General features: G+C 42.4%; 8 protein-coding genes. 5 read left to right on the top strand and 3 right to left on the bottom strand.

Annotated elements, in window-relative coordinates; genetic code table 11:
* Positions 1 to 44: 44 nt before the first annotated feature.
* Together AM279_RS01375 and AM279_RS01380 are read right to left on the bottom strand one after the other, a co-directional pair.
* A complete protein-coding gene (locus AM279_RS01375) occupies positions 45 to 614 on the bottom strand; it encodes a thioredoxin domain-containing protein (protein ID WP_143090351.1) in 570 nt (189 codons plus the stop codon).
* A 148-nt stretch (positions 615 to 762) separates the two neighbouring features.
* Entirely contained in the window at positions 763 to 1650 is an 888-nt protein-coding gene (locus tag AM279_RS01380) for an alpha/beta hydrolase (RefSeq protein ID WP_082344158.1), read from the bottom strand.
* Between the two features lie 402 nt (positions 1651 to 2052).
* Between AM279_RS01380 and AM279_RS01385 the strand changes: the two genes are divergently transcribed.
* From AM279_RS01385 to AM279_RS01400, 4 genes are all read left to right on the top strand, one after another.
* Entirely contained in the window at positions 2053 to 4311 is a 2259-nt protein-coding gene (locus tag AM279_RS01385; protein ID WP_054405888.1) for a tetratricopeptide repeat-containing sensor histidine kinase, read from the top strand.
* A 5-nt stretch (positions 4312 to 4316) separates the two neighbouring features.
* A complete protein-coding gene (locus AM279_RS01390) occupies positions 4317 to 6563 on the top strand; it encodes a tetratricopeptide repeat-containing sensor histidine kinase (protein ID WP_054405889.1) in 2247 nt (748 codons plus the stop codon).
* Entirely contained in the window at positions 6560 to 8500 is a 1941-nt protein-coding gene (locus AM279_RS01395; RefSeq protein WP_054405890.1) for a sigma 54-interacting transcriptional regulator, read from the top strand. The genes AM279_RS01390 and AM279_RS01395 overlap by 4 nt, the downstream gene beginning before the upstream one ends.
* 214 nt (positions 8501 to 8714) lie before the next feature.
* Complete coding sequence (locus AM279_RS01400; RefSeq protein ID WP_054405891.1) at positions 8715 to 9545, top strand: alpha/beta hydrolase; 831 nt, start codon at positions 8715 to 8717, stop codon at positions 9543 to 9545.
* Positions 9546 to 9716: 171 nt separating this feature from the next.
* Here the strand turns inward: AM279_RS01400 and AM279_RS01405 are convergent, their stop codons facing one another.
* Positions 9717 to 11921: a sensor histidine kinase gene (locus AM279_RS01405; RefSeq protein ID WP_054405892.1), complete on the bottom strand. Its 2205-nt coding sequence runs from the start codon at positions 11919 to 11921 to the stop codon at positions 9717 to 9719.
* A 373-nt stretch (positions 11922 to 12294) separates the two neighbouring features.
* On the opposite strand from AM279_RS01405, the gene AM279_RS01410 reads away from it, so the two are divergent.
* Positions 12295 to 13716, top strand: coding sequence for a tetratricopeptide repeat protein (locus AM279_RS01410; RefSeq protein WP_160316414.1), 1422 nt, complete (start codon positions 12295 to 12297; stop codon positions 13714 to 13716).
* The last annotated feature ends 15 nt before the right edge of the window (positions 13717 to 13731 follow it).

Raw genomic sequence — 13731 nt, forward strand, 5'->3', positions numbered from 1 at the left:
CAAAAAACTGCAACTTATTGGGTTGCAGTTTTTTTGGCTTTACATTAGTTCTTAAGTAGCGGAACAATCTTTATTTCTACCATATCGCTGTCGTCTTCCCAGCTTCCGGGATTATCCTGCCAGTTTGTAACCATAATAACCTTGCCCTGGTTATTAAGCAAAATGTATTTAGAATAATCATCTACCATTTCAAATTCCGGCGGGGTAACCTCAGTTACAAATTTTGTGTTGCGTTTTTGGGTCTTCTCGCCATATACGGCATCTTTTAATATGGCAATCTTAAGGTCTTTATCCTGTTTTTGAAGGTACTCAACTGCACGGGGCGTTTTAGCACTGGTTTCTGAATCTACAAGCAGTACATAAAATTCCAAATCATAGTCTTTGGCCAGTTTTATGGCTGTAGGCAAATGCAGGCGGCAGGGCTCGCACCAAATGCCAAAGGTGTAAAACAGTGTGTTTTTTTTACCCGATGTCTGTGCCATTTTGTAAACATCGTTACTGTCAATACTCAAAATGTTTGATGTAGCCGTTGCCGTTTTAGCTTGATTTTGACTTTCCTGCGCATTGGTACAGGCACAACATATAAAGGCGCATAATAAAAGTAATTGTTTCATGGTGATTTGTTTTAGTGGTTATATAAGTTAGACGCTTAAAACCGAAATTTGGTTGCATGTACAAATTATATTGCTTTAAAACCCACCCTGTTTTACGCAAAAAAGCCCGGCCTGTATTACTCTTAAAGTTACAGGCCCGGGATAAAGCTTATTTAGTTTGTTTTTCAATCCAGCCCAGTATAAAATCGGCATCCTCTTTCCAGGTAGATTGAGACATGGCCAGGTGGTTACGGCCTTCAAACTCCTTGTATTCTGTTATAGACCCTTCGGGCTGGTGCTTTATGTATTTTTTGTAGTTTTTTTTGTTTAACGATGCAGGTATAATGTTATCTGTACTTCCTGATACAAACAACAGCGGTGCATGTGCCTTACGGAAATCTATCTTGCCCTGTTTTTTTAGGGCAGCCCTTAGCACCTGCCTTGATTCCGGCACTACCAGCTTGTTGTAATACGCCCTTTGTTCTTCTTCGGGCATACCGTTAGTAAAGGCATACTGCCATTGGGTAAAAGACATTAAGAAAGGGTTTTCCTTACTCCTGAAAATGCCCAGAGGCCCCCACAACGACTTTAAAAATGAATATTTAAAAACAAATACGCCTTTAGCCGGTACAGAGTGGTAGGCAATTCCTGCTGCGCCCTTGTCGCGCTGCAAAAGCAATTGTACTATAAGCCCGCCAAAAGAGTGCCCTACCAGTATTGGTTTTTCGGGCATTTTATCAATAAGGGCAGCATGGTAGTCTACAATTTTTTCAAGGTCATACTCCAGCGTCATTTTTTCTTTGTAACGCTCTTTTAGGGTTCCGGGTTCGCCGGTTTTATAAGGCCACTCGGGCACCACCACGTTATAGCCTTTTTCTTCAAAGTAGCGCTTCCATTCGCCCCAGCCTTCGGCGGTAACAAATGCACCTGAAATAAGCATTATGGTTTGTTTTTTAGGGTTTGATACAATGGTATCGTTGGCTGCAAAGCCGTTTACATACAGCAGTAGTACACATACTACAAGTGCTGCTTTTTTAAAGATAGATTTTGAGTTCATGATAATTGAAATTTAAAGTTATAAGTAATCTGGTTTTCAACCTATAACCATAATGTATTCCAAATGTTTAATTTGTTTGTTTTCAATTGTTTAAGTGCTGTCTTGTTTGGCTAAGCACTTTATATATCGTTGTGTTTTGCTTAAAACCGCGATATATCAATAGTACCACGGGTTACCGTAGTTTGTAAACAAATACACGCTATACAGGTTTTTGAATTAGCGATATTTCGAGGTTTTGGCTGCCTGTTTTAGCGGTATTTCGAAAAAGTTGTTGGCGGTATGGCTATGGGTTTTGTTTTTTAGGCTGTAAGTGCTTGTAAATAAGAGTCTTTTGTTGTTAGCCTTTAAGCGGCATTTGTTTTGGCTTAATGTCTGTATTTATATTATAAAGCAATGCATTACATGAAAACCATACTGCTTATGTTAGCCATCTTTACAGGTTTAGTGGTACACGGGCAGCCTAAGCCCTGGAAAGAGCTTAACAGGAATGTTTCGCAACCCGGTAATGGTATCGCAAAGGTTAAGGCTTATCAGGCAATGGGGCAGTTTTTTGCCGCCAAACCCAAGTCGGTTGAGGTACACCTGGACAGTGCCTATTATTTTACCGATAAAGCCCTGCGCTTAAGCAAAACCCTTACGTATTATGAAGGGGAGGGCATGGCCTGTGTATTGCTTTCACGCATTTGGCGCGAACGGCATGAGTTTGACAAAGCCAAAGTGTGCAACAATAAGGCTTTGGCTATTGCCCGAAGTAAAAAGCTGGTTGCTTTAGAGGGCGAATACTGGTGTGAGTTTTCTTATTATTTTGGTTGGGGTAAAGAGCAGATGGACCGCATTCGCTACCTGGAAAAAGCATTGGTGTTTTTTAGGAAAGCCAACAGCAAAACCCAGCTAATGGAAGTGTTGGCTTCTTTAGCAGAACAATACACCAATATATCTGAACACCGCAAGGCCATTACCATCGCAAGCGAATCGCTCAGGATGTGCCGTGATGCCGGCAGGGCTGACCTGCTGCAAAACCTTTATGACCTTTTAGGGATATGCTATACCAAGATGGGGCTGTATGAACAGGGCATAAAATACAGCCTTGCAGCGGCTAAGGAGGGCGACAAAAAAAACGATACCTCAATACAAATGGCCTCTATATACAACAACCTGGGGCTTGCACACTATTATAACCGTAATTATACTGATGCCGAACGCTTTCACCTTAAGGCGCTGGAACTGGCCGTTGCTAATAAAGACGATAATTATACCCATGTGGTTATAAACAATGTGGTAAATGATTTGGTGCACGGCGGCAATGCAAAAAGAGCTGAACGGTTTTTGCAGGAAAAACTTAAACAGCACAAGGCCGAAAACCCCGATGACCGTATTATGGATAAGCTTAGCCTTATAACCGTGTATGGTGCCCTGCAAAAAAACAGCAAGGCAAACAACGAAACGCTTACCCTTATTGCCCTGGCCCAAGAGCACAAACCGGCCCTGAGGCAGTCGGTAATTTATAATGTAAATGCAACGGCTATCCGTTATTTTTTTAACAGGAAAGAGGTAAGTAAGGCACAGCAGTATTTAGATAAAAACAAAGAAATAGCCCGCATAACAGAAGACCAGTTTTACCAGCGCAACAACACGTTTTGGGATTTTAAAATAGATTCGCTTACCGGTAATTATGAGCAGGCTTTTAAAAAATATAAAACCTACAGCGACCGCACACGCCGGGCAGCCAAACAGGACCAGGATAACCAGATAGCGCTGCTGCAGGTGGAGTATGATGCCGAGCAAAAATCGAATGATATTAAGCAAAAAGAAAGAAACATACAGCTGCTTAACCGCGATGCCCGGCTGCGCAACGCACAGTTAGAGAATGACAAGACCATAAAAATTGTTATTTATACGGTATTTGGCCTTGTGCTTATTATTGCCGCACTGCTGCTGTATAGTTTTTACATGAAAAGAAAAAGTGTACGCCAGCTCGAAATTAAGCAGGCCATAATAGAACACAAAAATGTTTCGCTCGAAAACATGGCCGAAGAAAAGGAATGGCTGCTGAGGGAAATTCACCACCGGGTAAAAAACAACCTGCAAATTGTTATGAGCCTGCTCAACAGCCAGTCGGCCTTTCTTACGGATGCCGCCGCAATAGCTGCGCTTAAAAACAGCCAGCAGCGTGTAAATGCCATGTCTTTAATACACCAAAGGCTGTATACAAATGAAAATATGTCGAGCATTAACGTAAGGGATTATGTTACCGAAATGATAGAATACCTTAAAGAAAGTTACCAGGTTTCCAGAAACATACGGTTTGTAACCCATATTGAAGATGTAACGCTTGATATAGGGCCGGCTGTGCCTGTAGGGCTTATATTAAATGAGGTGTTAACCAATGCCATACGGCACGCATTTCCATCGGGCACGGGTACTGTTACCATTGAGGTATTTATAAACAGTAACGAAAATTTTGTGCTCCGGGTTACTGATGACGGAAAGGGCCTTGACCAGGCAATTGAATGGGAGTCTACCGGCACACTGGGTATGCGGCTTATAAAAGGGTTAAGCAAAGAATTAGATGCATCGCTTGATTTTACCAGTAACAGTACCGGCACGGTAACCAGGCTTGAATTTGCAATAAAATATACTGCTGTTGAAGACTTAACATAAATTGTATGAAATACAAGGTTATTATTTGTTTCTTTTTTTTCAGTTCGTGGCTTTTGGCCCAGGATAAGGCTATAGATGCCAACCTGAAAACTATTGAAGGAAAAGCCCCGCTAAACAAAAAAATTGAGGCCTGCCATGAGGTGGCAAGGCTGTATATTGAGCGTTCGGGCGAACTAAAGAAAGACCTTGACAGCGCTAACCTGTACCTGCAACGTGCCCAAACGTATAACAAAACGGTGCGTTCTGATGAATATAGCGGTTTAACATGGATATTGTTTTCTAAACTTTACAGGGAAAGCGGAGAAACGGGTAAAGCCACACCCTATCTTAAAAAAACGTTTAACCTGGCCACAAAAACCGGGTCGGCACGCCTACTGGCAGAGTACTGGTTTGAGCAGTGCTACTATTACCCATCTGACCAGATAACCCCAAAAATTGCCGCCCTTGAAAAATCAGTAGCCGCATTTGAAAACTGTAAGCCTGTATTGCAACATGGCAGGGCGCTTTCGCTTTTAAGCGAGTTTTACCTGTCAGACGACAGTTTGGCAAAGGCGCTCGATGCGGCAACCAAATCACTCGATATATATACCAAAGTGGGCGAGCAGGACCTTATGACCGTTTATTTTGTGTTGTGCTGCAGCTATGGCAGGCTATTAGACCATGAGCGCAGTATAGCCTACGGGCTAAAGGCAGCCCGGCTGGGCGAACAGCGCAATAATAACGCATCGTGGCTTTCGGTTATTTATTATAATGTGGGCCTGTCTTACCTGCAATCAAACCATGATGAAGAAGGTATAAAATATTTATATAAAGCCCTGGAGCAGTTTATGAAAGAAGGCAAGGTAGATGATATTTATACCCTTACCGCTTCGCTTATCCATGCCAATTATTTTAAGACCGAAAAAGAAGCAACCGACTTTTATAACAGTGTGCACGGCAAGTATGCTCCAGCCAGCCCCCTGAGCATCATCACCAACCAAAAAATACTGCTGGATATAGATATGCTTATGAACAGGAAAAGCAATGCCCGGCGTAATTGCGCACTGTTACAGCAGCTTGCGGAAAAATATAAAACCCATGAGGCTGAGGTACGTATGGCTTACCTTAATATTTTGAATTACCAGATATGGGCTGCAAATAAAACCGGCGCCAGGGAGTATTATAACCGCTTTAGTACCTTTCCGTTAAAAAATTATATTGACTCGATTAGTTTTTATTCATTCGGCTACAGGCTTGCCGAAATGGAAAGCCGGTTTGGCGATGCTATAAGGATACACCAGCAATATGATAATTTACTGGATAAGGTAGAAAAAGCTTCAAAAGGCAGGGTAATATCTGAGATGATGGTGCTGTATGATATTGAACAGAAAGACCACGCACTTGCGGGCAGGAAGGCAAGTATAAAGCTACTGGAACAGCAAAAAATGCTACAGCTGGGCCAGCTCAGGCAAAAGAATATTGCCAATGCCATTGTTATTGTGTTTACCGTGCTTTCGGCATTGTTTGTATGCATTGTATACCTGGGTTATAAAGCCAAGAAGGCAGCCGGGTTGAAACTCACACAAAAAAACACTGAAATAAAAATTAAGAACCGCCAGTTAAAGCGCCTGGTTAACGAGCGCCAGTGGCTTTTGCAGGAAATTCATCGTAGGGTAAAAAACAACCTCCAGATTATTATGAGCCTGCTCAGCAGCCAGTCAGAATCGTTAACCCACAAGCAGGCGCTTAGTGCCATACAAAACAGCCGCCACCGCGTGCAGTCTATGGCGTTAATACACAACAAGCTGTATAGCGATAAAACAACGTGCGAAACCATAAACATAGGCGCTTACATCCGCGAGCTGGTGGAATATTTAGAAAACAGCTTTACCGTGCAGAACAGGCTTACCTTTATTTTAGATGCCGAAGACCTTGAAATGGATGTAAGCTTTGCAGTACCGGTAGGGCTTATAGTTAATGAGGCGGTAACAAACGCCATAAAATATGCCTTTCCAGGTGGGAGAAAGGGGCAGATTAGCATATCGCTAAAAAACCGTGGCGACCATACATTTATCCTCCGTATTGCAGATGACGGCATTGGCCTGCCAGCCGGTTTTGATATTACAAAATCACAGTCTTTGGGGCTGCGGCTTATACGTGGCCTGTCTAAAGACCTTGAGGGGAGCTTTACCATGGTGGCTAACGGTGGCACGGCCGTACAGATAGAATTTACCTACAATTTTGAACTTAAGCGTAACAAATCAGTAATATGAAACAAAAAGTACTTATAGTTGAAGACCAGTTTATTGAGGCCAACGACCTTGAAATTATGCTGCTGAAGGCAGGTTACCAGGTGGCGGGTATTGCAAACTCTGTAGCAGAAGCGCTTAAACTGATAGAAAAAGAAAAACCCGGCCTTGTGCTGGTAGATATATTTTTGAAGGGAAAAGAAACCGGTATTGACCTTGCCGGCGTGCTGAATGAAAAGGCTATACCCTTTATTTTTATTTCGGCAAACTCTAACCATGAGGTGTTAATGGCGGCTAAGGCTACACAGCCTTATGGGTTTATAGTAAAGCCTTTCAGGGAACGCGACCTTATGGTTACACTCGAAATTGCCCAGTACCGCTATGAAAACAGCGCTGAGGCCAACCTGCGCAAAGAGGCCGATTTGCAAAAAAAGCTCAAGTCAATTGCCGATGAAAAAGAGGGGTGGGAACAAAAAATGCTCAAAACCGCCATAGCGCTGCAAACCTACGTGCCGTTTGATTATATGGTGGCGGGGTTTCGCACGGCAGGCGAAATTCCGTATAACGCCATTAGCTTTTTGCGTGTGGGCTTTAACGAATACCAGGTTATAGGGCTGCCCGAACTGCAGCTTATTACCCACACAACCCTGAAAGAGCTTGCGGCTTTGCAGGCTGCCACACCCACCGAAACTGAACCGCAACTGTTTAACGGCGATGATTTTGTAAAGATAACCATAAAGCCCTCTATGCGCCGCCTGGTTTCAGAACAGTTTGGGATGAAGTCAATGCTTATTTTTCCGCTTATGGCGCCCAATGGCGAAACGTTTTACTTTTTCTTTTACAGCAGGCGGCCCGATACCTATAAAAACGAATATATTGTGCTGCTCAGGACGTTTAAAAACATACTTGTTGAGGCCGTGGCGCGTATGCTGTCTATAGAAAAAGCACCTGTACAGGAACAGCTACCCAAAAAAGAGCCGGTGCCGGTTAAAAGCCCGGTATCTAACGTTTTTAGTGGCATTGTAGGTAAAAGCCACCTGTTACTTAATGTATTTGATAACATAGCTCAGGTTGCACCGGCCGATACATCGGTACTTATACTTGGCGAAAGCGGCACCGGCAAAGAACGTATTGCCCAATGCATACACGACCTTTCTAAACGGGCAAAGCAGCCGCTTATAAAAATTAATTGTGCAGCACTGCCTGCAAACCTTATTGAGTCAGAATTATTTGGCCATGAAAAAGGGGCTTTTACCGGTGCTGTTGAAAAGCGTACCGGCAAGTTTGAACTGGCCAATAAGGGTACTATTTTTCTTGATGAAATAGGCGAAATGCCGCTGGAACTGCAATCTAAGCTGCTGAGGGTGTTGCAGGAAAAAGAAATAGAGCGCATAGGCGGCGGGGCGGCCGTTAAAATAGATGTACGCATTATTGCCGCTACTAATAGGGAACTTGAAAAAGAAGTGGCGGCAGGCCGTTTCAGGCTCGACCTGTATTACAGGCTTAATATTTTCCCTATAAACCTGCCGCCGTTGCGCGAACGCCGGGAAGACATACCCCTGCTGGCAGACCATTTTGTAGGCTATTTTAACCGTAAGATAGGCAAATCCATCAACGGGCTGTCTAAAGAGGCGCTAAAAGAGGCGTTGGCTTATAACTGGCCCGGTAACATACGCGAGCTTGAAAACCTTATGGAGCGTGCCGTGCTGCTTGCGCGCGAAGACACCATAAAAGAACTTCAGCTGCCCAGGCACAGTATAGCAGAAGCTGAAGGTGCTACACCGTTGGGAGACTCTTTTAAAACAATAGAAGATAACGAGCGGGAACACATTATGAGGGCGTTGAAAAAGTGCAACGGCAAAGTGTGGGGGGCAGGTGGTGCGGCCGAGCTGCTTGACTTACCACCATCTACATTGAATTCGAGGATGAAAAAGCTGGGCATAAAACGTGATTTTTCGTAAATAACAATTAAAGGCTAAACAAACCGTTTAGCCTTTTTTGTACCTCGAAATATCGCTAATTGTTTCTTGGTTTCTGCGGGATATCAAGAAAGTGAAAATAGGTTTTATATGTAACTGTCAGGTTGTTAGTTTTTTATAAAATGGTATTGCTGTTGTATGCCTTTAATTGCCTTTGGCATATTAAAAAACGGGATATCCCACAAAATATACTATCATGAAAACACTTGAAAAGAGAGAAACAATCTTGTTTATTACAGGAGCATTTGTAAGCCATACCACATGGAACCGCTGGATTAGCTATTTTGAAGACAAGGGCTACAATGCTATTGCCCCATCATGGCCGCATAAAGAAAAAAGCGCCGCCGAACTGCGCGCACTGCAACCGCACGACCATGAGCTTGCCGCGCTTACGCTTAGCGGTGTAGTAAGCCATTATGCGCAAATAGCACTCCGCCTGGGCGAGAAGCCTGTTGTAATAGGGCATTCGTTAGGCGGGCTTGTGGCGCAGATATTAATCAACCAGGGGTATGCAAAAGGTGGGGTAGCCATACACGCCGTGCCGCCCAAAGGGGTTATACCGTATGAGTTTACGTTCCTTAAATCGTCATGGAAATTGCTGGGGCTTTTTTCTTCGCTAAAAAAAACCTACCTTATGTCTTTTGCTGATTTTCAGTATGCTTTTGGCAATGGCATGAGCTATGAAGAGCAAGCTGAGGCTTATGAACTGTATGCCATACCCGAATCTAAAAGGGTGGGCAGGGGAGGCCTTACCGATGCTGCTTTTGTAGATTACAGTAAAAGGCATGCGCCGCTGCTGCTTACTGCCGGCCTTGATGATAATGTAATACCCGCACACCTTACCCGCAGGGTATTTAATAAATACAGGAAAGGCACCTCTGTACTTGAATATGCCGAGTTTGCCACCAACCACAGCGTACTGACACATGATGACTGGGAGATTGAGGCATCTTACATAGCAAACTTCCTGGAAATTAATATACCTGCTGCCCAGCCGTTTGCCGCAGCGGGGCTGCAAAAGGTGTAACGTGCTGTAATTCAGTTTTTAAATGAAACACAAAAGGTGAGGAATTTTTAATTACCCCTACTAAATAATAAACGCAGGTAGAAAACCGAAAATAAAATTTCCCCTTTTTTTTATTTAAGTTTCTGCTTCGGGCCCGGGCTATGTCCGGGCTTTTTTATGTACCCCCATGGGTTATGCCACAGCGGGCTTGCTGTATTTAAACGTTACGGTTATTTCAACACCATTGATACCGTTTATTTGAAGGGCTGCGTTAAGCTCCCGGCTAAAGCCCGAAATAAGGTTAAGCCCCAGTGAGTTAAAACCCGTTTGGGCATTGGGCATACCTACGCCGTTATCTTTAACCTTAAAAATAAGGGTATCGGCATCAGGCAGTAAGCTTACCTGTATGAGCCCGGTAGCCTCGTTAGGGAAAGCATGCTTTAGGGCATTGTTTACGGCCTCGTTAAGTATAAGGCCCATGGGTACCGCCTGTGCCGATTCAAGCTCCAGCGGTGCTACATCTACCTCAAACCGTATGCGTTCGCGGGTATCAAACGCCATTTTATAGTATTCAATAAGCTCTTTAAAATACAGCTCTACATTTATTGTAACAATATTATCTGACTGGTATAGCTTTTTGTGTATAAGCGACATAGAGTGTATGCGGTGCTGGCTGTTTTTAATGGCTTCTTTAGCGCCGCTGTCTTCAAGAAAGTGAGACTGTGCACCCAAAAGGCTCATAACAATTTGCAGGTTGTTTTTTACGCGGTGGTGTATTTCTTTTAAAAGCCATTCTTTTTCGTTAAGCAGGTTTTGCAGCATGGCATTTTTAAGGGTGGTTTGTTTTTTAATTTTTTGGTTAAGGTAGTAACTCCTGTATACCAGTATAATAATAATAACCAAAAGCCCTATGCCCAGCAGGCTCAGGTTTTTTTCGAGGGTGGTTTTAGAGAGTTGAGCCTCCTTTAGCCGGGCCTGCTTTTTAAGCAGTTGGTTGTCTTTATCTTTTTCGCGGGTTTTGTACAGGGTTTCTATACGGGCTATTTCCTTAACCCGTTTTTCGGTCATAATGCTGTCTTTGTATTGTGTAAATATCCTGTAATTGTTAAGGGCACCAGGGTAATTGCCCGCGGTAGAATCTATTTTAAACAGCTGTAGGTAGGCTTCCTGAAGGTGCGATATACTCCTGCTTTTTTCTACAATACCGGCATACATAAGCCCGTATTGCCTGGCTTCTTTATAGTTTTTTACCTGTAGAAAATAGTTTGAAAGTGTTTTGGCAAGGTTTCGTTTAATTTCTTCAACGGCATTGGTACTGTTTACATATTCTACCCCCATAGCTGCATAGCGCTTTGCCTTATCAGGATACCCAAGGTACAGGCTGTTTTCCAGCAATGTATTTATGGCATCGGCCCTGGTAAAAGGTTCGAGCCGGTTAAAATAACTTTCAAGGTTTTTGTAGTGAAATTGTGCTTCGGCGCGCCTTTTCTTAATGCACAGCATTTGTATAAGGCTTCTTTCGCTTAGCTCTTCATAGTTTTTGTTGTCATACTTATGGGCAATTTCCCAGGCTTTTTTAGCATATATAACAGCTTCATCTGTATAGTTAAGGTTGTTGTAGGTATCGGCTAAGGAGCCAAAGAGCAGCGATTCTTCAATGGTATATTCCTTTAGTTTGTTAAGTATGGCAGCCGCTTCGTGGTTGTAATGCAGTGCTTTTTCGTTACTGCCTGTTAATATGTAAAATGCAGCTATAGTGCTATAAAGGGTTTTAAGGTGGCTTGTTTCGCCTGTTTTTTTATAAGTAGCTATGGCCTTTTGAAGGTACTGGGTGGTTTTATCAAACTGCCCCATGCGCGAGTAGTAATAGCCTGTTTTTTCCAGTAGATAGGTTTTTATCTCATTATCACCTGCTTCGGTGGCTGTTTTAATTCCTTTTTCAAGTATGGCTAAAAGGTCTTTCCTTACGGTTTGTTTTTGTATTTCGGCCGTTAGCAGCCGGTTGTAGGCCCTGCTCAACCCTTTTTTGTCGGTTGTTTTTTCAAAGATTTTAATGGCTTTTTCGGCATAAGCCGATGCCTCATCTACCAGCATATTATCGGCATAGGTGTAAGAAAACAAATTGTAGGTATACGCCAACTGTAGCTTCAGGTTTTTTTCGAGGCAAAACTTTTCAGATGTTTTAGCATAATACCAGGTACTGTCTGCCGAAAGCGGAAAATCCAAATTTCCGTACCGTTCATGGTGCCATTTGCCTATTGCTATCATGGCATCGGCTTTTTGCACTGCAGATTTTGCCGTTTTGAGGTTTTTGTGCAGGGTTTTTATATCCTGTGCCATACCGTTTAGTGTACCCGCCAAAACAGCCAGTACTAATAAAAAAGTAGTTTTTTTCATGCTGAAGGGTATTAAAAAGGTTGGGAAAATTACAGCCTGGCAGGTGGGTGCCAAACCAGCATAAAATTACATTTTTTTTAACATAGAGTTGTGGCAGGGATTTAATTTTTACTTTGAACCGGTGCTTAGGCTGCCCGAAAAATGGTAAAAATTAAGACTGCCTGCAATTTGATATTTCACACCGTAAAAACAAACTCCAAAAGTGAAATATTAAGCTGTTTTCAGGTGTGAAACGAAAGCATCGAAACATTTTTGAACTGTTGAATTCATGTGATAATTTGTTACATTGATAAACCCCCCTTATTTATTACCATTCTAAATAGTTATTTTTGCCGGGGAGAACCTGAATTAAATTACTATGGGTTATATATCGATGCCATTTAGAATTGTACTTTATTTTACGCTACTTTTTTCTCAAAGCCTTCTTGCACAAACGGGCGAGGCAAAAAAAGCCTTTAAAGCCAGGATTGCAGAAATGCACAAGGTATTGCAGTCAAACCCAGATGAAGGCTACCTAAAATTGAAAAGCCTGCTAAAAGAGGCCAGAGAAAAAAACTTTACAGAATCGGAACTTGTGTTGCTTTCCAATACCTGCTGGTATTTTTTAATGAAAAACGAGTTTGACAATGTAATTAAAGCATCGGTATCGCTTGAAGAAAAAGCCACAGCATATAAAAGTATAAACTACCAGGCTGTAGCGCATATCTATTTGTGCCAGATATATATAGAAAACGATTTGCGCAACAGGGCTTTAGATGAATACAATAAAGCCCTTAAAATATTAGATGAAGGAGATGCTGAAAATGAAAGCATAATTGGTTCTAAGGCAAATGCCCATACGTATATAGCCAACCTTTACTATAACAACAACGAAATAGATGAGGCCATAAATAAAATGGCGCTTGCCCGCAAACAAATACTGCTACAGAAAGACAAAAACAAGCGGTTTTCGGGGTTGTTTAGAAACTACTCTAACACGGGTACTGTATTTGAGCGTAAAAGCCTTGATAGCGCTCAATATTACATAGAAAGGTCACTTGCAGTATGCCCTGTGCCAAAGGGTACTAAAGATTTTATAGTTTTTCTTAATTATTCGGTGCTGGGAGATATAAGCCTGAAACATAAAAACTTTAAAAAAGCACTTGAGTATTACACCCTTGCCGAAAACACTGCACCGGAGGGCGCTGATTTAAAAAACCGGCAAAGCCTGTATGAAGCCATGGTTAAAACCCATTTGGCCCTGGGCGACAGTATTGCCATGAATCATTACCGGAATAAACTAAACGAGGTAAAACTTGAGATTGCAGATGCCAAATATAAATCACTACACTCGGTAGTAAAGCAATCAGGGCAACAAACAAACCATAGCATAGTGTATGGTATTGGCGGTGCCGTAATAGTAATGTTGTGCGCATTGCTGGTGTTTTTATACTTCAGGAAAAGTAAAGTTTCTATACCTGCCGAAACAGTAAATAGCACTGCTGCTGAAACCGAAGACAGGGAAACGGTTAACAAAAAACTTGTGGAGTTGTGCGGCGAAAACCATGCTGATTTTATTCCTGAATTCAATTGTGCATTTCCTTATTTTAAAGAAAAACTGGTTGCAATAAATGAGGGTATACTGGATTCTGAGGTTGAGTTTTGTGCCTACCTTAAACTCAACCTTACCACTAAAGATATAGCCCGGATAAAAAACCTGGAGCCTAAAACCATCCAAAACCGTAAATACCGCATCCGCAAAAAGCTCAATATTCCTAACGATACTGATATTTACTTCTACTTCAACCTTTTTTAAGTTACTGTAAATCTG

The organism is Flavobacterium akiainvivens (assembly GCF_001278115.1).
Taxonomy (GTDB): Bacteria; Bacteroidota; Bacteroidia; order Flavobacteriales; family Flavobacteriaceae; genus Flavobacterium; species Flavobacterium akiainvivens.

Excerpts from the sequence above, each read along its gene's own strand:
- AM279_RS01375 (WP_143090351.1), bottom strand. The coding sequence starts at position 614 with ATGAAACAATTACTTTTATTATGCGCCTTTATATGTTGTGCCTGTACC.
- AM279_RS01380 (WP_082344158.1), bottom strand. The coding sequence starts at position 1,650 with ATGAACTCAAAATCTATCTTTAAAAAAGCAGCACTTGTAGTATGTGTA.
- AM279_RS01385 (WP_054405888.1), top strand. The coding sequence starts at position 2,053 with ATGAAAACCATACTGCTTATGTTAGCCATCTTTACAGGTTTAGTGGTA.
- AM279_RS01390 (WP_054405889.1), top strand. The coding sequence starts at position 4,317 with ATGAAATACAAGGTTATTATTTGTTTCTTTTTTTTCAGTTCGTGGCTT.
- AM279_RS01395 (WP_054405890.1), top strand. The coding sequence starts at position 6,560 with ATGAAACAAAAAGTACTTATAGTTGAAGACCAGTTTATTGAGGCCAAC.
- AM279_RS01400 (WP_054405891.1), top strand. The coding sequence starts at position 8,715 with ATGAAAACACTTGAAAAGAGAGAAACAATCTTGTTTATTACAGGAGCA.
- AM279_RS01405 (WP_054405892.1), bottom strand. The coding sequence starts at position 11,921 with ATGAAAAAAACTACTTTTTTATTAGTACTGGCTGTTTTGGCGGGTACA.
- AM279_RS01410 (WP_160316414.1), top strand. The coding sequence starts at position 12,295 with ATGCCATTTAGAATTGTACTTTATTTTACGCTACTTTTTTCTCAAAGC.